General features: G+C 66.5%; 22 protein-coding genes. 14 read left to right on the forward strand and 8 right to left on the reverse strand.

Going from position 1 to position 23,857, the window contains the following annotated elements; genetic code table 11:
• Nucleotide 1: 1 nt before the first annotated feature.
• Nucleotides 2-631: a response regulator transcription factor gene (locus C664_RS10635; protein WP_004259308.1), complete on the reverse strand. Its 630-nt coding sequence runs from the start codon at nt 629-631 to the stop codon at nt 2-4.
• Complete coding sequence (locus tag C664_RS10640; protein ID WP_004259310.1) at nt 618-2,423, reverse strand: sensor histidine kinase; 1,806 nt, start codon at nt 2,421-2,423, stop codon at nt 618-620. Before C664_RS10640 ends, C664_RS10635 begins: the two co-directional genes overlap by 14 nt.
• 114 nt (nt 2,424-2,537) lie before the next feature.
• On the opposite strand from C664_RS10640, the gene C664_RS10645 reads away from it, so the two are divergent.
• Nucleotides 2,538-3,389, forward strand: a complete 852-nt coding sequence (locus C664_RS10645) for an endonuclease/exonuclease/phosphatase family protein (protein ID WP_004259312.1) — start codon at nt 2,538-2,540, stop codon at nt 3,387-3,389.
• 30 nt (nt 3,390-3,419) lie between these two features.
• On the opposite strand, the gene C664_RS10650 is transcribed toward C664_RS10645, so the two are convergent.
• The 3 genes from C664_RS10650 to C664_RS10660 all read right to left on the reverse strand — a co-directional run bounded on the left by C664_RS10650 (nt 3,420) and on the right by C664_RS10660 (nt 5,420).
• Nucleotides 3,420-4,235 carry a DUF2189 domain-containing protein gene (locus C664_RS10650; protein ID WP_004259313.1) on the reverse strand — a complete coding sequence of 272 codons (816 nt, stop codon included), beginning with the start codon at nt 4,233-4,235 and terminating at the stop codon, nt 3,420-3,422.
• 74 nt (nt 4,236-4,309) lie between these two features.
• Complete coding sequence (locus C664_RS10655; protein ID WP_004259315.1) at nt 4,310-5,107, reverse strand: alpha/beta fold hydrolase; 798 nt, start codon at nt 5,105-5,107, stop codon at nt 4,310-4,312.
• A gap of 97 nt (nt 5,108-5,204) precedes the next feature.
• The gene (locus C664_RS10660) at nt 5,205-5,420 is read right to left on the reverse strand and encodes a YdcH family protein (RefSeq protein ID WP_004259319.1); all 216 of its coding nucleotides are present in this window, start codon (nt 5,418-5,420) and stop codon (nt 5,205-5,207) included.
• A gap of 190 nt (nt 5,421-5,610) precedes the next feature.
• On the opposite strand from C664_RS10660, the gene greB reads away from it, so the two are divergent.
• The 9 genes from greB (at nt 5,611) to C664_RS10705 (ending at nt 16,872) form a co-directional block, all read left to right on the forward strand.
• Nucleotides 5,611-6,165: a transcription elongation factor GreB gene (gene greB / locus C664_RS10665; RefSeq protein WP_004259320.1), complete on the forward strand. Its 555-nt coding sequence runs from the start codon at nt 5,611-5,613 to the stop codon at nt 6,163-6,165.
• Between the two features lie 145 nt (nt 6,166-6,310).
• On the forward strand, nt 6,311-7,945 hold the full coding sequence (locus tag C664_RS10670; protein WP_004259321.1) for a methyl-accepting chemotaxis protein: 1,635 nt from the start codon (nt 6,311-6,313) through the stop codon (nt 7,943-7,945).
• Nucleotides 7,946-8,227: 282 nt separating this feature from the next.
• Nucleotides 8,228-9,859: a methyl-accepting chemotaxis protein gene (locus C664_RS10675; protein ID WP_038011537.1), complete on the forward strand. Its 1,632-nt coding sequence runs from the start codon at nt 8,228-8,230 to the stop codon at nt 9,857-9,859.
• A gap of 91 nt (nt 9,860-9,950) precedes the next feature.
• Complete coding sequence (gene htpG / locus C664_RS10680) at nt 9,951-11,885, forward strand: molecular chaperone HtpG (protein ID WP_004259323.1); 1,935 nt, start codon at nt 9,951-9,953, stop codon at nt 11,883-11,885.
• A 277-nt stretch (nt 11,886-12,162) separates the two neighbouring features.
• Complete coding sequence (locus C664_RS10685; RefSeq protein ID WP_004259324.1) at nt 12,163-12,930, forward strand: ABC transporter ATP-binding protein; 768 nt, start codon at nt 12,163-12,165, stop codon at nt 12,928-12,930.
• Nucleotides 12,931-12,948: 18 nt separating this feature from the next.
• A complete protein-coding gene (locus tag C664_RS10690) occupies nt 12,949-13,671 on the forward strand; it encodes an ABC transporter ATP-binding protein (protein WP_004259326.1) in 723 nt (240 codons plus the stop codon).
• Nucleotides 13,672-13,727: 56 nt separating this feature from the next.
• Nucleotides 13,728-14,942, forward strand: a complete 1,215-nt coding sequence (locus tag C664_RS10695; RefSeq protein WP_004259328.1) for an ABC transporter substrate-binding protein — start codon at nt 13,728-13,730, stop codon at nt 14,940-14,942.
• Between the two features lie 70 nt (nt 14,943-15,012).
• A complete protein-coding gene (locus C664_RS10700) occupies nt 15,013-15,894 on the forward strand; it encodes a branched-chain amino acid ABC transporter permease (protein ID WP_004259330.1) in 882 nt (293 codons plus the stop codon).
• A 24-nt stretch (nt 15,895-15,918) separates the two neighbouring features.
• Nucleotides 15,919-16,872 (forward strand): branched-chain amino acid ABC transporter permease, encoded by a 954-nt coding sequence (locus C664_RS10705; protein ID WP_004259332.1) that lies wholly within the window; start codon nt 15,919-15,921, stop codon nt 16,870-16,872.
• Here the strand turns inward: C664_RS10705 and C664_RS10710 are convergent.
• On the reverse strand, nt 16,869-18,275 hold the full coding sequence (locus C664_RS10710; RefSeq protein WP_004259336.1) for a chloride channel protein: 1,407 nt from the start codon (nt 18,273-18,275) through the stop codon (nt 16,869-16,871). The genes C664_RS10705 and C664_RS10710 overlap by 4 nt on opposite strands.
• Before the next feature lie 164 nt (nt 18,276-18,439).
• Here C664_RS10710 and C664_RS10715 point away from each other — a divergent pair, with 164 nt between their 5' ends.
• Nucleotides 18,440-18,943 carry a MarR family winged helix-turn-helix transcriptional regulator gene (locus tag C664_RS10715; RefSeq protein WP_004259337.1) on the forward strand — a complete coding sequence of 168 codons (504 nt, stop codon included), beginning with the start codon at nt 18,440-18,442 and terminating at the stop codon, nt 18,941-18,943.
• A gap of 202 nt (nt 18,944-19,145) precedes the next feature.
• Here the strand turns inward: C664_RS10715 and C664_RS10720 are convergent, their stop codons facing one another.
• The gene (locus C664_RS10720; RefSeq protein WP_038011541.1) at nt 19,146-19,955 is read right to left on the reverse strand and encodes an outer membrane protein assembly factor BamD; all 810 of its coding nucleotides are present in this window, start codon (nt 19,953-19,955) and stop codon (nt 19,146-19,148) included.
• A gap of 13 nt (nt 19,956-19,968) precedes the next feature.
• On the opposite strand from C664_RS10720, the gene rluD reads away from it, so the two are divergent.
• Both rluD and pgeF read left to right on the forward strand, forming a co-directional pair.
• Nucleotides 19,969-20,925 carry a 23S rRNA pseudouridine(1911/1915/1917) synthase RluD gene (gene rluD / locus C664_RS10725; protein ID WP_443080637.1) on the forward strand — a complete coding sequence of 319 codons (957 nt, stop codon included), beginning with the start codon at nt 19,969-19,971 and terminating at the stop codon, nt 20,923-20,925.
• Entirely contained in the window at nt 20,922-21,662 is a 741-nt protein-coding gene (gene pgeF, locus C664_RS10730) for a peptidoglycan editing factor PgeF (RefSeq protein WP_004259345.1), read from the forward strand. Before rluD ends, pgeF begins: the two co-directional genes overlap by 4 nt.
• A gap of 57 nt (nt 21,663-21,719) precedes the next feature.
• Here the strand turns inward: pgeF and C664_RS10735 are convergent, their stop codons facing one another.
• Complete coding sequence (locus C664_RS10735) at nt 21,720-21,935, reverse strand: hypothetical protein (protein WP_004259349.1); 216 nt, start codon at nt 21,933-21,935, stop codon at nt 21,720-21,722.
• Between the two features lie 95 nt (nt 21,936-22,030).
• Here C664_RS10735 and C664_RS10740 point away from each other — a divergent pair, with 95 nt between their 5' ends.
• Nucleotides 22,031-23,776, forward strand: coding sequence for a PHA/PHB synthase family protein (locus tag C664_RS10740; protein WP_004259353.1), 1,746 nt, complete (start codon nt 22,031-22,033; stop codon nt 23,774-23,776).
• Nucleotides 23,777-23,857: the final 81 nt, after the last annotated feature.

Below are 23,857 nucleotides of genomic sequence, written 5' to 3' on the forward strand. Positions count from 1 at the left end.
ATCAGTCCAGCGCCGCCGGGTCCGCGCGCAGCATCAGGCGCGCGAGCTCGGCGGCGCTGCCGACGCCGGTTTTCTCCATGACGTGATGACGGTGCACATGCACCGTCTTCTCGCTGATGTCGAGCTCGCGCCCGACCAGCTTGTTCGGCAGCCCCTGCGCCACCAGACGCGCGACCTCGCGCTCGCGCGGCGACAGGCGGTCCAGCAGTTTTCTGGCCTCTTCGCAGCGTGCCGCCCTGTCGCGCGCCTCGCAGCCGAGCTTGAGCGCCCGCCCCACGGCGTCGAGCAGGGCCTGATCCTTGAAGGGCTTCTCGAGGAAGTCGCAGGCGCCGTGCTTCATCGCCTGCACCGCCAGATCGACGTCGCCGTGGCCGGTGATGAACACGATGGGCACCGTCCAGCCGCGGCTGCGCAGCACCTGCTGCAGTTCCAGGCCGCTCATCATCGGCATGCGGATGTCGAGCACCAGACAGCCGACGACGTTGGCCTCGGGCAGGGCCGCAAGGAAGTCCTCGGCCGAGGCGTGGGTGGCGACCCGCCAGCCCACCGATTCGAACAGGAACACCAGCGAGCGGCGGAAGGCGTCGTCGTCATCGACGACGTGGATGGCGAGATCTTCAGGTTCGGTCATGAGCGGGATCGTGTTTCAGTCCGGGCAGGGACAGGGTGAAGCAGGTGCCGATGCCGTCTGCAGGCGTGCCGGCGAACAGGCGCCCGCCGTGGGCTTCGGCGATGCTGCGGCAGATCGACAGGCCGAGCCCGAGGCCGTCGTCCTTGGTGGTGAAGAAGGGCTCGAACAGCCTGGCACGCGTGGCCTCGTCGATGCCGCTGCCGTGGTCGCGGACGATGATCTCGAGCCTGTCGCCGGTGGCGGCGAGCCGGATTTCGAGCGCCTGTCGCTCGGGGGGCTGGTCGCGGCTGGCGTCGTAGCCGTTCTTGAGCAGGTTCAGCAGGACCTGCTGGATCTGCAGGCGGTCGACCTCGATGCGGCTGTCCGGCGGCAGGGTGTCGGCGAAGGTGATCGCCGGCGCGCGCGCCATCATGCCGCGGAACAGGGCGATGGCCTCGGTGGCGAGTTCGACCGGCGCGACCGCCTCGCGGGCCGCGGTGCGCTTGCGCGCGAAGGCGCGGATGCGCGACAGGATGCCCGACGCGCGTTCGGCCTGGGCGGCGATCTCGCTGGTCGCTTCGCGCAGCGCGGCGTCGGTCAGGCGGCCATTGTCGGCGCGGCGGATGATGCTGTTGGCGTAGTTGGCGATGGTGGCCAGCGGCTGGTTGAGTTCGTGGGCGAGCGTGCCCGACAGCTCGCCCAGCACCGACAGGCGGGCGAGGTGGTCGGCTTGTTCCTGCGTCGCGCGCGCGGCCGACTCCAGACGGTCGCGCTCGGCCAGTGCGGCGCTGAGGGCCGCGGTGCGCAGTTGCACCAGGTACTCGACGCGCACGGTGTACAGGATCCAGCCCAGCAGCACGAGGGCGAAACCTGCGACCCAGGGCCAGTAGCGCTGCGCCATCACCATCAGCGTGGGTTCGCGCAGGTAGGCGTAGGGACCGATCTCCAGCTTGCGGAACAGGTCATGCACGGACTGGTAGTCGGCCGGCACCGCCCAGGTCGGGTGGTCGCTGTCCGCATCCATCGACAGCAGCGCGATCGCGACCTGCCGGGCAAGCTCGGGTGGTGTGTGGCGCAGGCTGGCGAGCGGCCAGTCGGGGTAGAGCGGCGTGCTGGTGGCGCAGGGAAAGCCCGGCTCGTTGCGCGGCGCCAGCACGCGGAAGGCGCGGCCTGCCTCGCCGAGCCCCTCGAGCAGGCAGGCGCGCACGATGCCGGCGTCGGCACGGCCGCTGGCCACCGCGTCGAGCACCTTGCTCATCGGAAAGCCCACGCTCTGCAGTTCGGCGAAATCCTCGTCGGGGGACACGCCGATGTCCGCGAGCACGCCCCACGCGAGCTGAAACCCGCCGAAACCCTCCCGACCCACGATGGCGACGCGCTTGCCGCGCAATTCGATCAGCGACTGCAGGTCGCTGCGGTCGGCGCGTACGATCACCGCCGAACCCAGCGCCCGCGCAGGCGTGCGTCCGCCGCCCGCGTCCAGCGTGAGGATGCGGCTTACGCCGAGTTCGGCCTCGAGTTCGACGTAGTGACCGGGATTGGTGACGATGAAGTCGAGCTTTCCCGCGGCAACGGCGGCACGCATGCCGGCGTGGTCGAGCTGTTCGAGCCGCACGGTCCGGCCGGGCAGCGCAGCCTCGAGGTGGTGCAGCAAGGGCGACCATTCGCCGACCGTGGCCTCCGAGCCGAGGAAGTCGAGCACGCCGATGCGGATCTCGTCGGACGCGCGTGCGGTCGCTGGCGGACTGGCCGCGAGGAGCAGCAGGGCCAGCGCGAGGCCGATTGCGCGCAACGGGTTGCAGATGGAAGGCATGGGCGCAAAATCGCCTTTTGCACGGCGGTCGTCAAGCTGCATGGACGGCGCGACCGCCCGCCCTGTAACGTTTCGGGCCCAAGCTGCCGCCTCTGGGCGAAGGAGTTTTCATCGATGAGACTGTTGAACTGGAACATCCAGTGGGGCCGCGGGGCCGATGGCCGCGTGGAGCCGGCGCGAACCGTGGCGGCGATCCGGGCCGCGGGCGAGTTCGACCTGATCTGCCTGCAGGAGGTGGCCTGCAACTTCGAGGGCTTGCCAGGTGGATCGGGCGGCGACGAGGTGGCGCTGTTCGCGGCGGCGTTTCCCGGCTACACGCCGGTATTCGGAGCCGGCATGGATGTCCCGGACGGACGCGGTGGGCGGGCGCTGTTCGGCAACCTGTTGCTGTCGCGCCTGCCGGTGGGGCAGGTGTTCCGTCACATGCTGCCGGCGCCGGCTGATCCGGGGCTGCCGGCCATGCAGCGGGTGTGCGTCGAGGCAGTGGTCGGCGCACCCGGTGGCCCGTTGCGCATCCTGACGACGCACCTGGAGTACTACTCCGCCCGCCAGCGCGGCGCGCAGGTGGACGCGCTGCGCGCCCTGCAGGTCGAAGCCGCGGGGCAGGCGAGGCTGCCGGCGGCAGGCAAGGACTCCAACCCGACCTTTGCCGCCTGGCCGCGTCCGGCCTCAGCCATCGTCTGTGGCGATTTCAACTGCGAACCGGGGTCGGCCGAATACCTGCGCATGCAGATGCCGCTGGGCGACGATGTGCCGGCCTGGCGCGATGCCTGGTCACTGCTGAATTCCGGCGTGCCGCATCCGCCCAGCGTCGGGCTGCACGGCGCGGACTGGCCCGACCGCGCCTACTGCTGCGACTTCTTCTTCGTTACCGAGGATCTCGCGCCGCGCCTGCGGAGCGTGCAGGTGCTGGCCGACACGCCAGCCTCGGACCACCAGCCGGTAGTGCTGGCGCTGAGCGACTGAGGGTGGGCGGAGCCCGCCCTCGTGTGATCCTCAGGTTCTTTCCGCTACCGGTTCGACGAGGTCGCGGTAGGCGTGCCAGGTGCCGTGGCCGACGATGGGCATCGTCAGGACCAGGCCGACGTGAAAGGTCAGGAAGCCGATCAGGGTCAGCGAGACGATCAGCACGGCCCACAGCAGCATCGGTGCCGGGTTGCGCAGCAGGGCGCCGAAGCTGGCCAGCATGGCGCTGACGGCATCCTGGTTGCGGTCGAGCATCAACGGGATGGAGACCACGCTGGCAGCGAAGGCGACGAAGGCGAAGATCAGGCCCACGCCGAAATACACGCCGAGGAACTCCAGGTTCTCGAGCCGCAGCATCTGGCCGACGAAGCCGGACAGGCTGGGCATCTCCTCGGTGTAGAAGAGGGCGAACACGACCAGCGAGGCGCGCGCCCAGACGAGGAAGACCACGCCCAGCACGACGGCGAACACGCCGATGTTGCCCGCATTGCGCCGCCACACCGTCAGCGTCGGCGCCAGCGTGCAGGACTCGCCACGTTCGCGCCGGCGGCTGAGTTCGTACAGGCCCATGGCGAGGAAGGGGCCGAGGATGAGAAAGCCGGAGGTCAGCGCCGCGGTGTATTCGTAGGCGTGGCGGAACATGACGGTGAGCAGCAGCCCCATGCCGGTGAAGCAGAAGCCATAGAACAGGCTGGGGATGGGGCAGGCGCGGAGGTCGCCGAGGCCACGCCCGATCCATCGCAGCGGCGCGCCCGCCGGGACTTCGCGCACGCGCGGGAAGGGCGGCCCCGGGTCGTCGTCCGCCGGTTTGTGTGAGTCGGGACGGTTTTCGTTCTGCTGCGCCATGTCTCTCTCCTGTCGGGTCCTGGTTCGTGGCAGCGGAACGGGGGCAGCGCCTGTTGTCTTCTACCCGGAGGGTGTCAGTTCGGCCCCCGCAAGGCGTCGACCAGGGCATGCGGTGCTTCCTGCATCATCGCGTGGCCGGCGCCGGCAAGCACGATGATACGCGCGCTGCAGCCCGCCTTTTCAAGCGAATCGGATAGGGGTTTTACCGCATCCGCGGGCGTCATGCGGTCGAGCTCGCCACTGATCAGCAGCGTGGGGCAGCGCACGCGTGCGGCGGCGGCCAGCCCGTCCTGCCACGCGTTGCAGGCCGCGAGGTCGCTGGCGAGGGCGCGCGCGCCTTGCTGCTGCATGCGCTGCAGGTTGGCCAGCTCGAACGCTGCGCGGCGTTCGGCGCCGAGCACGTCCGCGGGCGCGAAGGAGAACTTGTTGATCAGCGCGAAGGCGCGCTCGGGCTCGTTCTGCGCGGCGTCGAGCAGGAAGGGCGAGACCGGCATCGGCACGCAGCTGCCGACCAGCGCGAGGCGCTCGATGCGTTCGGGCGCCTTGCCCGCCGCGGCAAGTGCGACCAGCGAGCCCATGCTGTGGCCGCACAGGCGGATGCGATCGAGGTCCAGGGCGTCGGCGAGTGACAGCACCCAGGCGGCCATCGCATCGATGTCGGCCAGTGGCCCACCGGCCGATCCGCCGTGGCCGGGCAGGTCGGGCACGAGCACCCGTTCGCCGGCGGCGGCGAGCCCGGCGGCAATGTCGTCCCACACCGCGCGGTCGTGTCCGGCGCCATGGATCAGCAGCCAGGGCGCGGTGTCGCCGGGCTGTGGCGGGGCGAATTCGAACAGGGCGACCGGTTGGCCCTGGAGGTCGAGTTGTTTCATCGGCAGCGTCCGTGAGGGGTCTGTCAGGCGTGAAAATCGGGTGTCCGGCCGGCGCGGGACGCGGGCCGGACGCAGGGAATGCGATGGCGATGCGGGGTCAGGCGCGCTCGTCCGGCTCCAGCAGGTGCTCGATGGCGGCGATGCGGTCCTTGAGGACGAGCTTGCGTTTCTTGAGCCGGCGCAGCATGAGTTCGTCGCCGAGCGGAAGCTGCGCTAGCCGGCTGATCGCCTCGTCCAGGTCGTGGTGCTCGGTGCGCAGTTCATCCAGCCGGCGGCGCAGGCTGGTGGCATCGTCGAAGGGTTCGTCGCTCATGATTGACCTGTGCGCTCGGCGTCTGGGGAATGAAAGGCTTGGGCCGATGGTATTCGCCACCCCGCATGCTGACAACCGGAGCCGCCTTGCAGCGGCCGCCGGACAGGTGCCCTCGCAACCGGATGGCTGCCGCGGAGCGCGCGGATTCCCTATCATGCGCGCCTTGGATCATGAACTGGAGCAGCGCGCAGTGAATAAGGCGTTCGTGAAGGAAAACGACGGCGGGGACGATGATGAGGAACTCTCGCCCGCGCTACGCCTGCCGGCGGGCAGCAAGAACTACATGACCCGGCGCGGCTACGATGCGCTGCGCGCGGAACTGGACCAGCTGGTTCGCATCGAGCGACCGAAGCTGGTCGAGACCGTGGCCTGGGCGGCCGGGAACGGCGACCGCTCGGAGAACGGCGACTACATCTATGGCAAGAAGCGCCTGCGCGAGATCGACCGTCGCATCCGCTTCCTGATCAAGCGCATCGAGAGCGCCGAGGTCGTCGACCCGGAGCGGCAGCAGGAACTGGAGCAGGTGTTCTTTGGCGCGACCGTGAGTTTCTGCGACCTCGATACCGAGGAGGAGCAGACCTGGCAGATCGTCGGCGTGGACGAGGCCGATGCCTCGCAGGGGCGGATCAGCTGGATCTCGCCCCTGGCGCGCGCGGTGCTGAAGGCGAGGGTGGGCGACGTGGTGCGCTTCCAGAGCCCGGCGGGCATGCGGGAGATCGAGGTGGTGGAGATCCGGTACGTTTGAGCGGACAGGGCGGCGGGCGCGAGACGAACTATTTTTTGTAAGCCTGCTAAAGGTCCGGCCGGTCGCGCCGAAGATTGCCTCTGCCGACCCGGCGCTGTTGCGCCGCCGCGCGTGCGCGGGGTCCACGTCTTTCAGGAAGAAACCTATGTCGCTCAAGAACCTTACCGTATCGCAACGGTTCGTCCTCCTCGTTCTCGCCGCGCTGCTCGGCATGTTGCTGCTCGCCGTGCTGGGCCTGACTGGCACGCGCAGTGCCATGGAGGACGGCAACAACAAGTCCGTCCGTAATCTGGTTGAAAGCGCTCATGGCGTCGTCGCGCACTACGAGGCGCTGGAGCGTGCGGGCAAGATGAGCCGCGCCGAAGCGCAGTCGGCCGCGATGGAGGCCCTGCGCCCGGTGCGCTACGACACGACCGAGTACTACTACATCTGGACGCTCGACGGCGTCTCGGTGATGCATCCCGCCCGTCCCGAAATGGAGGGCCAGAACATGATCGGCAAGATCAGGTATGGCGATGGTCGTGACCTGATCGGCGACCTCGTCAGCGTGGTCCGCACTGCGCCGGAAGGCTTCCTGATGACCGAGTTTCCGCGCCCGGGCTCGACCACGGCGGTGCCGAAGCTGCAGTTCGTCAAGAAGGTCGATGGCTGGGGCTGGATCGTGGGGTCGGGAATCTACGTGGATGACGTCGATGCCCGCTTCATGTCCGGTGCCCTGCAGTTCGGCGGCATGGTCGCCGTGCTGCTCATCGCGCTGGTCCTGATCGCCTGGCGCGTCGCGCGCAGCGTGACGACGCAGCTCGGTGGTGAGCCAGCGTACGCAAACGAGATCATGCACCGCGTGGCGGACGGCGACCTGCGTGTCGATGTGGAGGTCAAGGGTGGGGCCGACAGTCTGCTCGGGACCTTGGCCGGCATGGTCAACCAGCTGCGCGGCATGATGCGCGACATTGGCCGTAATGCCGAACAGGTGGCGGACAACTCGCGCGAGATCTCGGGGGTGTCGCGTTCGGTGTCGCAGGCGACCGAGAACCAGACCGGTGCGACGGCGGCGATTGCGGCCGCCATCGAGGAAATGACGGTCAGCATCGGCCAGATCACCGAGAACGCGGTCGGTGCCGAGCGCAACTCGGCGCGGGCGAGCGAACTGGCGGGCCAGGGCGCGACCCGTGCGGAGCGCGCGGCCAGCGAGATGCAGGCGATCGCCGGTACCGTCGGCGAGGCGGCGGGCAAGATCCAGTCGCTGGTGAGCAAGGCAAACGAGGTCGGCACGATTGCGAGCGTGATCAAGGAGATCGCGGCGCAGACCAACCTGCTGGCGCTCAACGCCGCGATCGAGGCGGCGCGCGCCGGGGAGCAGGGCCGCGGCTTTGCGGTGGTGGCCGACGAGGTGCGCAAGCTGGCCGAGCGCACGAGCACCGCGACGGTTCAGATCGAGGAAGTGATCGCGGGTATCCAGACCGAGACCCAGAGCACGATGGACGCCATGTCGCGCGTGTCGACGCAGGTGGACAGCGGCGTGAGCCTGGTGATGGATGCGAGCGAGTCGCTGCGCACCATCAACGAGGGTACGGCCGAAACCCTGGGTCAGATCCGCAGCGTGGCCGAAGCGACGACCGAGCAGAGCGCGGCCTCGACCGCGATCGCACAGGAAGTCGAGCAGATCGCGCAGATGGTCGAGGGCACCAGCGACTCGATGCGTTCGGCGGTGTCGGCGGTCGAGCAGCTCGAGCAGCTATCGCGCGACCTGCACGACATGGTGGCGCGCTTCCGCGTCTGATCCCTCGCAACGTCGAGATGCAACGCCCGCGGGACCGCTGGTCCTCGCGGGCGTTTTTTTGCTTGCGTCAAGGTGTCGGCGATACGCCATCGGTCATGCTTGCTGTCACTCAAGTTATCTTGACCCGGGCCGATGTCCGGCCCGTGAAGCGGGCAGATTGCTATGTAAAATGGGTAGCGGTTGCTGATTCATCCAAGAGGGGCATGAGCCGCTGACGCGTCCAGAAGCGCGGCCATATGCGTCCATCTTGCTTCAGATATGCGGTTTTTCGAGGGAGGGAAAATGTCATTTCAATCCATGCCGGTTGCACGCCGGCTGATGCTGATCCTGGTGATTGCGCTGTTGGGTCTGATCGCGCTGGCGGCAGGCTCGCTTTATGAACAACGGGCCGACATGGAGGCGGGCTACGAGCGCTCGATCAGGGGACATGTCGAGGTGGCGCACGGCATCGTGACTCACTACCACGGCCTCGAGCAGTCCGGCGCGATGACGCGCGATCAGGCCCAGGCTGCGGCCAAGGCCGCGCTCAGAGGGCTGCGCTACGAGGGCAATGAGTACTTCTGGGTCAATGACAGCGGCCCCCGCATGCTCATGCACCCGATCCGTCCCGAACTCGAAGGGCAGAACCTGGGCGAAAACAGGGACCCCAACGGCAAGTTCCTGTTCCGCGAGTTTGCCCGCGTGGCGAACGAGTCCGGGCAGGGCGTCGTCGATTACATGTGGCCGCGTCCGGGTTCGGAGGCCCCGCAGCCCAAGATGTCCTACGTGAAGATGTTCAAGCCCTGGGACTGGATCGTGGGTACCGGCGTCTATGTCGACGACATCGATCGCACCTTCAACGCATCGGCACTGCGCTTTGGCGGCATCGTCGCTGTCTTGCTGGTTCTGCTGGTCATCTTCGCGTGGCGTGTCGTGCGCAGCGTGACGCGCCAGCTGGGCGGCGAGCCTGCCTATGCGGCCGAGGTCATGCATCGTGTGGCAGACGGCGACCTGCGCGTCGACGTGAAGGTGGATGGCGGCGCGGACAGCCTGCTGGGCACCTTGTCGTCGATGCTGGGCAAGCTGCGTCACATGATGGGCGAGATCTCGCATTGCTCGCAGCAGGTCGCGGGCAATTCGCGCGAGATCTCCGAGGTGTCGCGCTCGGTGTCGAGGGCCGCCGAAAGCCAGACCGACGCGACGTCGGCGATTGCGGCTGCCATCGAGGAGATGACGGTCAGCATCGGCCAGATCACCGAGAGTGCGATGGGCGCCGATCGCAATTCGGCCCGCTCTGCCGAGCTCGCAAGCCAGGGCGCAAGCAAGGCCGAGCGTGCAGCGGGCGAAATGCAGGCCATCGCCGGCACGGTCGACGAGGCCGCAGGAAAGATCCAGCATCTGGTGAAGCGTGCTGACGAGGTCGGCACGATCGCCAGCGTGATCAAGGAGATCGCGGCGCAGACCAACCTGCTGGCGCTCAACGCGGCGATCGAGGCGGCGCGTGCGGGCGAGCAGGGCCGCGGTTTCGCGGTGGTGGCCGACGAGGTGCGCAAGCTGGCCGAGCGCACGAGCACCGCGACGGTGCAGATCGAGGAGGTCATTGCCGGCATCCAGAGCGAGACCCAGGGCACGGTGGATGCCATGTCGCGCGTGTCGACCCAGGTGGGCAGCGGCGTGACGCTGGTGCTCGACGCCACGGTCTCGCTGCGCGAGATTGCCGGCGGCGCGCAGGAGGCGCTGGGCCAGATCCGCAGCGTGGCCGAAGCGACGACCGAGCAGAGCGCGGCGTCGACCGCGATCGCGCAGGAGGTCGAGCAGATCGCGCAGATGGTCGAAGGCACCAGCGCGTCGATGCGTTCGGCGGTGTCGGCGGTCGAGCAGCTCGAGAAACTGTCGGTCGACCTCAGCGGCATGGTCGGGCGCTTCCGGGTCTGATCGATCGCATGTGAGGCGGTCGGGCTTGAAATCCGCCTCGCCGCCCCCAGCTAAGGCTCCGTTCGAATAACCCCGACGGAGCCTTAGCGACATGTCCGAAGCGCAAACCGCATCCTCCCAGACGCTGAATTTCCAGGCCGAGGTGAAGCAATTGCTTCACCTGATGATCCACTCGCTGTACTCCAACCGCGAGATCTTCCTGCGCGAACTGGTCTCGAACGCCTCCGACGCCTGCGACAAGCTGCGTTTCGAAGCACTCGACAACGGCAGCCTGTACGAGAACGACGCCGAACTGAAGATCCGCATCGGCTTCGATGCGGAAGCCAAGACCATCACCATCGCCGACAACGGCATCGGCATGAGCCGCGACGAGGCCATCGCCCACCTGGGCACCATCGCCAAATCGGGCACGCGCGAATTCTTCGGCAAGCTCACCGGCGACCAGAAGAAGGACGCCAACCTCATCGGCCAGTTCGGCGTGGGCTTCTACTCCGCCTTTCTCGTCGCCGACCGCGTCACCGTGCTCACCCGCCGCGCCGGTCTGCCCACGGGTGAGGGTGTGAAGTGGGAATGCTCGATGGCCGGCGATGAAGCCGGCGCCTACACGGTCGAGGCGATCGAGAAGGCGGGCCGCGGCACCGAGATCGTCCTGCACCTGCGCGAAGGCCAGGAAGACCTGCTGTCGTCGTGGAAGCTGAAGAGCCTGATCCGCAAGTACTCCGATCACATCGTGCAGCCGATCGTGATGAAGAAGGAGGAGTGGAACGAGGAGCAGAAGAAGCAGGTGCTGACCGAGGAGGACGAGACGGTCAACCAGGCCAATGCGCTGTGGACGCGCTCGAAGAACGACATCACCGAGGACGAGTACAAGGCCTTCTACAAGCACGTCGCCCACGACTTCGAAGACCCGCTGGCGTGGACCCACTCGCGCGTCGAGGGCCGCCACGAGTACACCAACCTGCTCTACATCCCCAAGAACGCGCCCTTCGACCTGTGGGACCGCAATGCCAAGCACGGCATCAAGCTGTATGTGAAGCGCGTCTTCATCATGGACGACGCCGAGAAGCTGATGCCGACCTACCTGCGCTTCGTGCGCGGCGTGGTCGATTCGGCTGACCTGCCGCTCAACGTGTCGCGCGAGATCCTGCAGGAATCGAAGGACATCGACACCATCCGCTCCGGCTGCACGAAGAAGGTGCTGTCGATGCTGGAAGGCCTGGCCAACAGCGACGAGGCCGCGGACAAGGAGAAGTACGCCGACTTCTGGAAGGCCTTCGGCAAGGTGCTGAAGGAAGGCGTGGGCGAGGACTTCGCCAACAAGGAGAAGATCGCTGGCCTGCTGCGCTTCGCCTCGACCAAGCTCGACACGGCGGACGAGGTCGTCTCGCTGGCCGACTACATCGGCCGCATGAAGGAAGGCCAGGACAAGATCTACTTCGTCACCGCCGAGACCTTCAATGCCGCGAAGAACAGCCCGCATCTCGAGGTCTTCCGCAAGAAGGGCATCGAGGTGCTGCTGCTGTCCGACCGCGTCGATGAATGGGTGACCGGCAACCTCACCGAGTTCGACGGCAAGCCGCTGGTTTCCGTCGCCAAGGGGGGGCTGGACCTTGGGGCGCTGGAGGACGAGGCCGAGAAGAAGGAGGCCGAGAAGGCTGCCGACGAGTACAAGGAACTGCTCGACAAGATGAAGGCGAGCCTGGGTGAGCGCGTCAAGGACGTGAAGGTGACCCTGCGCCTGACCGATTCGCCCGCCTGCCTGGTGGCCGATGAGCATGATCTGGGCATGAATCTCGCACGCATCCTCAAGGCGGCGGGCCAAAACGCGCCAGTCTCGAAGCCGATCCTCGAGATCAACCCCAACCACCCGGCCGTGCTGCGCCTGAAGTACGAGGACAAGCACTTCGACGACTGGGCGGCGGTGCTGTTCGACCAGGCCCTGCTGGCCGAGGGCGGCACGCTCGACGACCCGGCGACCTTCGTCAAGCGCATCAACCAGCTGATGATGGCGATGAGCGGGAACTGAGGTGATCGCCGGCCGATGGTCGGCACAACCGGCAGGAAGGATGCCTGAATGAAACGGGCGGTGGGACGCAAGTCTCACCGCCCGTTTGCATTTGCCGGCGGCCGCGCTGCCGTGGCTGCGCATCCTGAGGGATGGGTCGCAATCGGGGTAAACGATGCTTGTCCGGGCGGATGTCCGAAGCAAGACTGATGGCGGAATAAGAAAAAGCAATACTCGGTAATGCGAACCTCATCCTCTGCCCGGTCGCCAGCGGCGGGGCAGCCTGCCAGGACGGAACATGAGCGAGTTCATCCTCGAAACGCGGGGCCTGACGAAGGAGTTCAAGGGCTTCGTCGCAGTCTCGAATGTCGACCTGAAGGTGCAGCGAGGGCATATCCATGCCTTGATCGGACCCAACGGGGCCGGCAAGACGACGGTCTTCAACCTGCTCACCAAGTTCCTGCCGCCGAGTGCTGGCACGATCCTGTTCGAGGGTCAGGACATCACCCGTGAGGCGCCGGTGGCGACCGCCCGGCGTGGCATGGTGCGCTCCTTCCAGATCTCGGCGACCTTTCCGCACCTGACGGTGATGGAGAACGTGCGCATCGGCCTGCAGCGTACGCTGGGTACGGAGTTCCACTTCTGGCGTTCGAAGAAGTCGCTGGATGTGCTCAACGGCCGCGCGATGGAATTGCTCGAGTCGGTGGACCTCGGCAGCTTCGCCGACACCGTCACCGCCGAGATGCCCTACGGCCGCAAGCGCGCGCTGGAGATCGCGACCACCCTGGCGCTGGACCCGAAGATGATGCTGCTCGACGAGCCCACGCAGGGCATGGGTAGCGAGGACATCGCGCGGGTGGTCGAGCTCATCCGCAAGGTGTCGGCCAACCGCACGATCCTGATGGTGGAGCACAACCTGTCGGTGGTCGCGAACCTCTGCGACCGCATCACCGTGCTCACCCGCGGCAGCATCCTGGCCGAAGGCCCTTATGCCGAGGTGTCGAAGAACCCCAGGGTCCTCGAGGCCTATGTCGGTTCCGACGACATCAACGATGCCCACCACTGATCCTCAGCGAACGCAGACATGACCAGCGCCTTCCATCCCCAACCCGAAATGCTGCGGATCCACGACCTGCACGCGTTCTATGGCGAGTCGCACATCCTGCACGGCATCGACCTGAAGGTGGCACGCGGCGAGTGCGTCACCCTGCTTGGACGCAACGGCTCGGGCCGGTCGACGACGCTCAAGTCGGTCCTCGGCCTGGTCGGGCGGCGCAGCGGTTCGATCATGGTCAATGGCAAGGAAGTCATCGCCGAGCCGACGCATCGCATGGCGCGCTACGGCGTGGGCTACGTACCGGAAGAGCGCGCGATCTTCGCCTCGCTGTCGTGCGAGGAGAACCTGCTGCTGCCGCCGCAGGTGGCCAGCGGCGGCATGTCGATGGACGAGATCTACCGCATGTTCCCGAACCTGCTCGAGCGTCGCAACAGCCCGGGCTCGAAGCTTTCCGGCGGCGAGCAGCAGATGCTGGCGATGGCGCGTGTGCTGCGCACCGGCGCCAAGCTGCTGTTGCTGGACGAGATCACCGAGGGTCTGGCGCCGGTCATCGTGCGCAAGCTCGGCGAGGTCATCATCGAGTTGAAGTCGCGCGGCTTCACCATCGTGATGGTGGAACAGAACTTCCGCTTCGCCGCGCCGCTGGCCGATCGGCATTACGTGCTCGAGCACGGAGAAATCATCGCCACCATCAGTGCCGAGGAACTGCCCGGCCGCATGGACTGGCTGCACCAGACGCTCGGGGTGTGAGCGGCCCGCCCGCCTGACTCCTGCGTATCACCTCCCAAACGAGACGGAGACAAACGATGCACATGAAGAAGCTGACGACGCTGGCCTGCGCGGCTGCCCTGGCAACGCTGTCGGGCGCAGCAAGCGCGCAGATTTCCGGCAACACGGTGAAGGTTGGCGTGCTCACCGACATGTCGGGGACCTATTCCGATCTCGCGGGTGCAGGTGCGGTGCTGGCCACGCAGATGGCGATTGACGATTTCATGGCCGAGGCCAAGCCGGCCTTCAAGGTCGAGATGGTCTCGGCCGACCACCAGAACAAGGCCGACATCGCGTCGAACAAGGCGCGCGAATGGTTCGAGCGCGAAGGCGTGGACACCGCGACTGAACTGGTCACGACCTCGACCGCGCTGGCGGTGATGAAGATCGCCAAGGAGATGAACCGCGTCGCCCTGATGAGCGGTCCGGCCTCCACGCCGATCACCAACGAGCAGTGCAATGACGTCACCGTTCATTACACCTACGACACCTACGCGCTCGCCAACGGCACGGCCAAGGCGGTGACCCAGCAGGGCGGCGACACCTGGTTCTTCCTCACCGCCGACTACGCCTTCGGCCAGGCGCTGGAGAAGGACTCGTCTGCGGTCGTCATTGCCAACGGCGGCAAGGTGCTGGGCTCCGTGCGCCATCCCTTCCCGGCGTCTGACTTCTCGTCCTTCCTGCTGCAGGCGCAGGCCTCGGGTGCCAAGATCATCGGCCTTGCCAACGCCGGCGCCGACACCACCAACGCCATCAAGCAGGCCGCCGAGTTCGGCATCACGTCCAAGCAGTCGCTCGCGGGCCTGCTGATGTTCATCTCCGACGTGCATTCGCTGGGGCTCAAGAACACCCAGGGCATGTACCTGACCACCGGCTTCTACTGGGATCTCAACGACGAGACCCGCGCCTGGTCGAAGCGCTTCTTCGACAAGCACAAGCGCATGCCGACCATGGTGCAGGCCGGGCAGTACTCGTCGGTGCTGCATTACCTGCGTGCGGTCAATGCGGTCGGCTCGGACGAGGCGGGCAAGGTCATGGCGCAGATGAAGAAGACGCCAATCAACGACTTCTTCGCCAAGAACGGCCAGATCCGTGAAGACGGCCGCATGGTGCATGACATGTATCTCGTCCAGGTCAAGAAGCCGGAGGAGTCCAAGTACCCATGGGACTACTACCACATCCGCCAGACCATCCCGGCGGCGGAGGCCTTCCAGCCGCTGTCGCAGTCGAAGTGTCCGCTGGTGAAGAAGTGATCTGATCGCGGAAGCTTCCGCTCTTCACGACGCACGGGGCGGCCAGACCGTCCCCGTGCGGGAGTCGCACATGGAAATATTCGGTGTCCCGAGCGCGCTGCTCGGTAGCCAGTTGCTGGTGGGCCTGATCAACGGATCGTTCTACGCGATCCTGAGCCTGGGCCTGGCCATCATCTTCGGCCTGCTCAACATCATCAACTTCACCCACGGCGCCCAGTACATGATGGGCGCCTTCGTGGCCTGGATCGCGCTGAACAAGCTCGGTGTCAACTACTGGGCGGCACTGCTGCTGGCGCCACTCGCCGTCGGCGCGCTCGGCGTGCTGATCGAACGCACGATGCTGCGCAAGCTGTACAAGCTCGACCATCTGTACGGGTTGCTGCTCACCTTCGGTCTGGCGCTGATCTTCGAAGGCATCTTCCGCGACCAGTACGGCATTTCGGGGCAGTCCTACCCGGTGCCCGAGTTGCTGCAGGGCGGCGTAAACCTCGGCTTCATGTTCCTGCCGATCTATCGCGGCTGGGTGGTGGTCGCCGCGCTGACGGTGTGCTTCGCAACCTGGTTCATCATCGAGAAGACCAAGCTCGGCGCCTACCTGCGCGCCGGCACCGAGAACCCGCAGATGGTGCAGGCGCTGGGCATCAACGTGCCGCTGCTGATCACCTTCACCTACGGCTTCGGCGTCGCGCTGGCGGCCTTTGCCGGCGTGCTGGCGGCGCCGATCTATCAGGTCAGCCCGCTGATGGGTTCGAACCTGATCATCGTGGTGTTCGCGGTGGTGGTGATCGGCGGCATGGGATCGATCATGGGCTCCATCCTCACCGGCATCGGCCTCGGCCTGATCGAGGGGCTGACGCGGGTGTTCTACCCCGAGGCTTCGGCGGTGGTGGTGTTCGTGATCATGGTGATCGTGCTGCTGGTGCGGCCGGCCGGCCTGTTCGGCAAGGCCTGAGCGACTCGAAGAGGATAGACGCTGATGAACAACACGAATTCGATGTTCGCCCGGGCCACGCCGCTGCTGTTCGGTGCGCTGTTCGTGATCGGGCTGGTGGCGCCGTTCGCGGTGTATCCCACCTTCCTGATGAAGATCCTGTGCTTCGGGCTGTTCGCCTGCGCGTTCAACCTGCTGCTGGGCTTCGTCGGCCTGCTGTCCTTCGGGCACGCGGCCTTCCTCGGCACGGCGGGCTATATCTGCGGCATGCTGGTGCGTGACGCCGGCGTCACCCCCGAGCTCGGCATCATTGGCGGAACGCTGGCGGCGGGCGTGCTGGGCTGGGTGTTCGGGGTGCTGGCCATCCGTCGGACCGGGATCTACTTCGCGATGATCACGCTCGCGCTGTCGCAGATGGTGTATTTCGTCGTCCTGCAGTGGAAGGCGACCGGCGGCGAGGACGGCCTTCAGGGGGTGCCGCGCGGACACCTGTTCGGCTTCATCGACCTGTCGAACAACATCGCGATGTACTACCTGGTGTTCGCGGTGTTCTGCATCGGTTTCTTCATCATCTACCGCACCATCCATTCGCCCTTCGGCCAGATCCTCAAGGCGATCCGCGAGAATGAGCCGCGCGCGATCTCGCTCGGTTACGACGTGGCGAAGTTCAAGCTGCTCGCCTTCGTGCTGTCGGCCTCGCTCGCGGGCATGGCGGGGGCGACCAAGACGCTGGTGTTCCAGCTCGCCTCGCTGACCGACGTGCATTGGCACATGTCGGGCGAGGTCGTGCTGATGACCCTGCTCGGCGGCCTCGGTACCATTCTCGGCCCGCTGGTCGGCGCTGCGACCATCGTGTCGCTGCAGACCGAGCTGGCCGATTCGGTGGGCTCGTGGGTCACGGTCATCATGGGTGTCATCTTCGTGATCTGCGTGCTGCTGTTCCGCCGCGGCATCGTCGGCGAACTGCAGGCGCTGATCCAGCGCGCAGGCATCCGTTAGCTTGTTGCGGAAGAGGGGGCGGCGGCGCGGTGCAGCCGCCCTTCGGCCTTGCGCAGTGCGGGGTAGGCGAGCGCGTGGTACAGCGGTACGGGGGCGACCGAACGCGAGATGCCGTGCGCCACCACTGCGGTGGCCATCAGCGGCAGCAGCATCTGGTGGTTGGCCGTCATCTCCATCACGATCACGAAGGAGGTGATCGGCGACTGTGTCATGGCGGCAAGGAAGGCCACCATGCCCAGCACCAGAACCGCCGCATCCGCATCGGCTTCGCCCGGGAGCAGGAGCGCGATGTCCGAGCCGAGGCCCGCGCCGACCGCCAGGGCGGGGGCGAACACGCCGCCGGGGATCCGCGACACGAAGGCGAGCCAGATCACCGCCAGCTTGGCCACCACGAACAGGACAGGCAGGGTGGCCGAGCCTTCGAGCGCGGCCTTGGACTCGGCATAGCCGGTGCCGTAGGTCATGCCGCCGCTCAACAGACCGAGGATGGCGGTTGCAAGCCCGCAGCCGGCAGCGAAGGCGATGGGGCGCGACAGTGCGAACATGCCCAGTTTTCCCGGCAGGCCGCGGGCTGATGCGATCAGTAGGCGAGAGAATCCGCCGCCCAGCAAGCCACCGGCGAGGCCGCAAGCTAGCACCGGCCAGAGGCCATCCGGCCATGCGAGTGCTGCGGGGGTACGACCGAAATACGTGTAGTTCCCAAGAACCGCAAGCGACATCAGGCCGGCGAAGATCACCGCGGTGAGGGTGGTGCTGTTGGCGCGAAAGGCCCGGTGGCGGCACATCTCCTCGATGGCGAACATGATGCCGCCCAGAGGCGTGTTGAACGCCGCCGCGATTCCAGCGCCGCTGCCGGCGACGATCAGGTCGCGGCTCGAGGCGATGCGGCCGCGCTTGCGCCCCGCCAGCATGTGCATGACCGAGGCGCCGATCTGCACCGACGGACCCTCACGTCCGATCGAGGCGCCCGAAAGCAGCCCGCCCAAGGTCAGCACGACCTTGCCGAGCGCGATCCTGAACGACAGGAACTGCCGGCGCACTGCGCCGTCGTCCGACAGCGAGGCCGCGATTGCCTGAGGAATGCCGCTGCCCTCGGTGCCCGGGAACAGACGCCGGGACAGCCACGCCATGGCGGCAAAGCCGGCGGGTGCGATCAGCAGGGTGAGCCAGGGCCGCTCCCGCATGATCCGTGCGTGGGTGTCGATGGCGATCTCGGCGCCGATGGCAAAGAGGATGGCGATCAGGCCCGCGAGCAATGCCGCGCCGACGAGCAACAGGCGCTTGTGCCAGCGCCCGATCGAAAGCCAGGGAAGCGCGTAGCGGCGTCCTCCGCGCGCGAGTTGCCTGAATGCCTTGCGGGTGGAAGAGGCCTGGTCTGCGGGCGGCGTGGCGTCGGGGTGCATTTCGATTCGGAGGAGGAGGCGGTCAGAGTGATGCGTGTTGGCAACAGGCGCGGCGTGTGTCGCATGCGCAAGCCGAACGATACCGCTACCATGCCGGGGAGTGTGGCAGGTGATGTATTTTTGACAATACTGATTCAGGCAAATATAGTCGGAGCAATTGGTAAATGGCGGAAACGCAACAGAAGGTGAAAAAGGCGGTCTCGCAGGTCACGCCCCTGTCGGTGCTTCAGCGCTTCAGGGTGCTCATCCGCACCGCCCAGCGTCATTCGCAGTGGATCGAGCGCCAGAGCGGCGTGACGGGCGCGCAGTTGTGGGCGCTGCAGGAACTGGCTGAAGTCCCGGGCCTGCGTGTTGGCGAGCTTGCGAACCGTATGGCGCTGCATCAGTCGACAGCATCGAACATGGTCGACCGCCTCGAGACTGCAGCCCTGATCCGCAAGGAGCGCACCAGCGCCGACCAGCGCGTCGTGCGCCTGTACCTGACGGAGGCTGGAACTGCACTGCTTGCGCGTGCGCCTTCTCCGGCGCGCGGGGTGCTGCCCGAGGCGCTGCGCCTGCTTGATCCGGAGGCGCTTGCGCGCCTGCAGGGCGAACTGGACGGCTTGCTCCTGCAGATCCGCGATCTGGACGAAGGTTTCGGCATGCAACCGCTGCCCTTTACCGAATGAGTTCCCTGTATCTGGGGGGTGTGATTGCCCCGGGTGCGGACAGCAGCTTGAGCGGCCAGAAGGCCGCTCTTTTTTGTCCTTGTGTATTCGAATGGAATTATTGGTCGGTGTCGCAGCATTGTTGTGACCCGACGGTGGCAACAAAAAGGCGCTCCCGAGGGAGCGCCTTTGCTTGCAACCGGCCTGATTCGTCAGTACCTGCTCACCAGAGCTGCCACCAGGGCTTGTCGCTCTTCGGTCCGCCGCTGAAGTAGACGCTGTTCGGGAAATTGGTGCGCATCACGCGGTCGGCGTCATCACGCAACTGTGTCATGCCGAGCGCGTCGTAGCTCTTGACCAGGAGGAACAGAGCCTCTTCGTTCGCAGGGGCCTGCGGGAAGTTGGTGATTGCCGCCTGGGCGCGGTTGATCGTCGCGACATAAGCGCCGCGGTTGTAGTAATAGCGCGCCACGTGAACTTCGTGAGAGGCCAGCGAATTCACCAGATACTGCATTCGCGCACGCGAATCGTCCGCGTAACGGCTCTCAGGGAAGCGGGTGACCAGCTCGCGGAAGCTGTCGAAGGCCTCGCGCGCGCCCTTCGGGTCGCGCTCGGACAGATCCTGACGCGACAGTCCGGCGAGCAGGCCGAGATCCTCGTTGAAGTTGACCAGCCCCTTCAGGTAATAGACGTAATCGACATTGGGGTGGTTGGGGTGCAGCTTGATGAAGCGGTCCGCCGCGGCAAGGGCGAGCGCTTGTTCGCCCTGCTTGTAGTACGCATACGCGACCTCGATCTGGGCTTGCTGGGCGAAGCGACCATAGGGGTAGCGCGCCTCGAGCTTCTCGAACATCTGGATGGCGCGGTCGTAGGCACCCTCGGTCATCGAGGTCTTGGCCTCGGAGTAGAGCTTCTGCGCGTTCCAGCCTGCAGTTTCGTCGATCTGTTCGGGCAACAGGCCGCAGCCGCCGAGCAACAGGGCGCCGATCAGCGCCGCTTTTCCCGCTAAACTTCCAAGGGTGAACCTGGCCATCGAAAAAACTCGCGTGAATGAACGCGCTGATTATATAGCAGGCGACGAGTCCGACTCGCCTGCCGTGATTACGATTCCTACCGAGCTTGGCGGGCTGCGGCTCGACCAGGCGCTGGCCCGGCTGTTTCCCCAGCATTCTCGCAGCCGACTGCAGGGCTGGCTCAAGGACGGGCGTATCCGGCTCGACGGCGCTTCAGCCGGCTCGCGCCAGAAGGTGAGCGGCGGCGAGCGCGTCGAAGTCGATGCTGCGCCCCTGCCCGAGATCGCCGCCCAGCAGCCCGAGGACATCCCGCTGAAGGTCGTGTTCGAGGACGCGCACCTGCTGGTGATCGACAAGCCCCCCGGGCTGGTCGTGCATCCCGGCAGCGGCAACTGGAGCGGGACGCTGCTCAATGCGCTGCTGCATCACGCGCCGCAGGTTGCGGAAGTGCCGCGTGCCGGCATCGTGCATCGTCTCGACAAGGACACCAGCGGCCTGCTGGTGGTGGCCAAGACGCTGACGGCGCAGACCGATCTTGTGCGCCAGCTTCAGGCCCGCACGGTCCGACGCCATTACTGGGCGCTGGCCCAGGGGCGGGTGCCGGCCGGCGGCACCGTCGATGCCCCGATCGGGCGCCATCCGACGCAGCGCACGAAGATGGCCGTGGTCGGCAACGGCCGTCCGGCGGTGACGCATTACGCGGTGGTCGAGCGCTTCGAGCGTGCGACGCTGCTCGAGTGCCGGCTGGAAACGGGGCGCACGCACCAGATCCGCGTGCATATGGCGCACATCGGTCATCCGCTGGTCGGCGACCCGGTGTATGCCGCACGCCGGGTCGCAGAACCCGCCTGGGCGGACTTCGAGCGCCAGGCCTTGCATGCTTTCCGGCTCGGCCTGGTTCATCCGGCCACGGGCGAAGCGATGGAGTGGGAGATTCCGATGGCAGCGGATTTCGATGCGTTGCTGCTGCGGTTGAGGTCGGTGCGATGACACAGGGCGCCGGCTTCATCGTGCCTGACTGGTCCGTGCCGATGGGCGTGCGGACGCTGGTCACCACGCGTGCTGGTGGCGTCAGCCTGCCACCCTACGCCAGCTTCAATCTCGGCGACCATGTCGGCGATGATCCGGCCGCCGTAGCGCAAAATCGTGCACGTTTGCGTGCCTGCCTGCCGGCGGAGCCGACGTGGCTCGCCCAGGTGCACGGCATCGTCGTGGCGGACGCCGATCAAGCCTCCGGCGTGCCGGAAGCCGATGCGGTCGTGGCGCGAGTGCAGGGGGCGGTGTGCGCAGTGCTGACGGCAGATTGCCTGCCGGTGCTGCTGTGCGACGACGATGGCTCGGTGGTGGCCGCCGCGCATGCGGGCTGGCGGGGGTTGGTGGCCGGCGTGCTGGAAGCGACGGTTGCACGCATGGCGGTTGCGCCGTCCTCGATCCGTGCCTGGCTGGGGCCGGCGATCGGCCAGGGAGCCTTCGAGGTGGGTGGCGAGGTGCGCCAGGCGTTCGTCACCGCTGATCCGGGAGCGGCTGCAGCTTTCGTGCCCGGTGCGGTGCAGGGTAAATGGATGGCCGACCTCTTCCTGCTCGCGCGGCGACGGCTGTCGCAGGCAGGCGTGCATCGTGTCGAGGGCGGAGGCATATGCACCTACACGGATGCCGCGCGCTTCTACTCCTACCGCCGCGACGGCCGCACCGGACGCTTCGCCTCGTTGATCTGGATCGAATCCTGATGCGGCCTGCGGCCTCGAGGCGCGGAACTCCCGACCGGGGCAATGGCAGGCGTTTCGCTATTGATCGGCGTCCGATTCACCTCTATCGTTGAGGCCGCCTGCTTCCCGTTCGCGCTGCCGGCGACGCCTGGCGGGGGTGCCGAACAGCCAGAAGAACAGGGCCATCGGAGCGATCCCGTAAAATATGAAGGTGAGTACGCCGCCGACGACCGTATTTTCGGAGATGGCGGCGAGCAGCGCGACGTAGAGCCAGGCGATTGCGATCAAATACATGCCGTCGATTCTAAGCCCGTCGGGTGCCGGGCGAGGGCTGAAAAACGGAAAATCCGGGCGCTGGCCTTGCGTCGCGCCGTAAACAGGAGACAGGGATGTCGGATTCGGAAGGCAGGCAGGAGAACCCGGGCGTGCAGGCCATGCTCGCCGCCGGTCAGGCGATGGCGCAGCAGTTCTTTGATGCGCTGGCGCGCCAGCATGTCGCCATGCAGGATTCGTCGGGACTTGCTGCACCCAAGCTGCCCATGCCCGAGACGGAGGCATTCGCGAAGCTGCAGAAGGACTTTGCCGAGAAGCATGCCGCGCTGTGGTCCGCGATGCTGGGGCGAAAGCAGGGGGCTGCAGGCGAGCCGGTCGTGCAGCCCGAACCGGGCGATCGCCGTTTTTCCGCGCCCGAGTGGTCCGAGAGCCCGGTGTTCGACTACATCCGCCAGGCCTACCTGCTCAACGCGGGTTTCCTGAAGGACGTTGCCGAGGCGCTGCCGATGGCCGACGGGCGGGCCAAGTCCCGGCTGCAGTTCCTCACCCGGCAGTACATCGACGCGCTGGCGCCGACCAACTTCGCGGCGACCAATCCCGAGTTCATCAAGACGGCCATCGAGACCAAGGGCGAGAGCATCACGCGCGGCGTGCGCAACATGCTCGGCGACCTTGAAAAGGGCCGGATCTCGATGACCGACGATAGCGCGTTCGAAGTCGGGCGCAACCTCGCGCTGACGCCGGGTGCGGTGATCTTCGAGAACGAGCTGATGCAGTTGATCCAGTACGCGCCGCTGACCGACAAGGTCGCGCAGGTGCCGCTGCTGATCGTTCCGCCCTGTATCAACAAGTTCTACATCATGGATCTCCAGCCGGAGAACTCCCTGGTGCGCTTCATCGTGGAGCAAGGGTTCACGGTCTTCCTCGTGTCGTGGAAGAACCCTCGCGCCGACAGCGACGGCCACCATACCTGGGACGACTATCTCGACAAGGGGCCGCTGAAGGCGCTCGAGGTCGTGCGTTCGGTGACCCGCGTGAAGAAGCCCAGTGTCCTCGGTTTCTGCGTGGGCGGCACGATGCTGACTTCGGCGCTGGCGGTCGCGCGCGCGCGCGGCGAGGAGCCGGTGGCCAGTCTCACGCTGATGACGACGCTGCTGGACTTTGCCGATGCCGGCGAGATTGGCTGCCTTGTGGACGAGGCCAGCGTTGCCGCACGCGAGGCTGCGATTGGCAAGGGCGGCGTGCTGCGCGGCCAGGAACTTGCGAACGTGTTCTCGTCACTGCGCGCGAACGACCTCGTGTGGCAATACGTGGTGGGCAACTACCTCAAGGGCAACACGCCGCAGGCCTTCGACCTGCTGTACTGGAACTCGGATTCGACCAATCTGCCGGGCCCCTTCCTGACCTGGTACCTGCGCAACATGTACCTCGAGAACAATCTGCGCGTGCCAGGCAAGCTCAAGATGCTGGGCGAGAAGATCGATCTCGCCAAGGTCGACATGCCTGCATACCTGATGGCGGCGCGCGAGGATCACATCGTGCCGTGGAAGAGCGCCTACCTCGCCCGCAACCTGCTGGGCGGGGAAACGACCTTCGCGCTGGGGGCCAGCGGACACATCGCCGGTGCGATCAATCCGGCCTCGAAGAACCGTCGCAGCTTCTGGACGGCTGACGTGAAGGCGACCGACCCGGACGAGTGGCTCGAGCAGGCGATCGAGCACAAGGGCAGCTGGTGGTTGCACTGGATCGAATGGCTGCGTCAGTATGGCGGCAAGCAGGTTGCCGCGCGCGGCCGGCTCGGCAGCACGAAGTACGAGCCGGTCGAGCCTGCGCCGGGGCGCTATGTGAAGGAGCGTGCCTGAGCGGAGCGGCTGTACCAACGGTTGGACCGGACGGCAGCGGGTGGGGAGGGCGCTGTGCAGTCCACGATCACCCCACCCCCA

The organism is Thauera sp. 63 (assembly GCF_000310165.2).
Lineage (GTDB): Bacteria > Pseudomonadota > Gammaproteobacteria > Burkholderiales > Rhodocyclaceae > Thauera > Thauera humireducens.

Bases quoted from the DNA above. Each gene is read 5' to 3' on its own strand.
- C664_RS10670 (WP_004259321.1), top strand. From the start codon at position 6,311: ATGTCGCTCAAGAACCTTACCGTATCGCAACGGTTCGTCCTCCTCGTT.
- C664_RS10645 (WP_004259312.1), top strand. From the start codon at position 2,538: ATGAGACTGTTGAACTGGAACATCCAGTGGGGCCGCGGGGCCGATGGC.
- C664_RS10705 (WP_004259332.1), top strand. From the start codon at position 15,919: ATGAACAACACGAATTCGATGTTCGCCCGGGCCACGCCGCTGCTGTTC.
- C664_RS10715 (WP_004259337.1), top strand. From the start codon at position 18,440: ATGGCGGAAACGCAACAGAAGGTGAAAAAGGCGGTCTCGCAGGTCACG.
- C664_RS10740 (WP_004259353.1), top strand. From the start codon at position 22,031: ATGTCGGATTCGGAAGGCAGGCAGGAGAACCCGGGCGTGCAGGCCATG.
- C664_RS10690 (WP_004259326.1), top strand. From the start codon at position 12,949: ATGACCAGCGCCTTCCATCCCCAACCCGAAATGCTGCGGATCCACGAC.
- C664_RS10685 (WP_004259324.1), top strand. From the start codon at position 12,163: ATGAGCGAGTTCATCCTCGAAACGCGGGGCCTGACGAAGGAGTTCAAG.
- C664_RS10640 (WP_004259310.1), bottom strand. From the start codon at position 2,423: ATGCCTTCCATCTGCAACCCGTTGCGCGCAATCGGCCTCGCGCTGGCC.
- C664_RS10720 (WP_038011541.1), bottom strand. From the start codon at position 19,955: ATGGCCAGGTTCACCCTTGGAAGTTTAGCGGGAAAAGCGGCGCTGATC.
- C664_RS10735 (WP_004259349.1), bottom strand. From the start codon at position 21,935: ATGTATTTGATCGCAATCGCCTGGCTCTACGTCGCGCTGCTCGCCGCC.
- C664_RS10710 (WP_004259336.1), bottom strand. From the start codon at position 18,275: ATGCACCCCGACGCCACGCCGCCCGCAGACCAGGCCTCTTCCACCCGC.
- C664_RS10695 (WP_004259328.1), top strand. From the start codon at position 13,728: ATGCACATGAAGAAGCTGACGACGCTGGCCTGCGCGGCTGCCCTGGCA.
- C664_RS10655 (WP_004259315.1), bottom strand. From the start codon at position 5,107: ATGAAACAACTCGACCTCCAGGGCCAACCGGTCGCCCTGTTCGAATTC.
- C664_RS10675 (WP_038011537.1), top strand. From the start codon at position 8,228: ATGTCATTTCAATCCATGCCGGTTGCACGCCGGCTGATGCTGATCCTG.
- C664_RS10660 (WP_004259319.1), bottom strand. From the start codon at position 5,420: ATGAGCGACGAACCCTTCGACGATGCCACCAGCCTGCGCCGCCGGCTG.
- pgeF (WP_004259345.1), top strand. From the start codon at position 20,922: ATGACACAGGGCGCCGGCTTCATCGTGCCTGACTGGTCCGTGCCGATG.
- C664_RS10650 (WP_004259313.1), bottom strand. From the start codon at position 4,235: ATGGCGCAGCAGAACGAAAACCGTCCCGACTCACACAAACCGGCGGAC.
- htpG (WP_004259323.1), top strand. From the start codon at position 9,951: ATGTCCGAAGCGCAAACCGCATCCTCCCAGACGCTGAATTTCCAGGCC.
- C664_RS10700 (WP_004259330.1), top strand. From the start codon at position 15,013: ATGGAAATATTCGGTGTCCCGAGCGCGCTGCTCGGTAGCCAGTTGCTG.
- C664_RS10635 (WP_004259308.1), bottom strand. From the start codon at position 631: ATGACCGAACCTGAAGATCTCGCCATCCACGTCGTCGATGACGACGAC.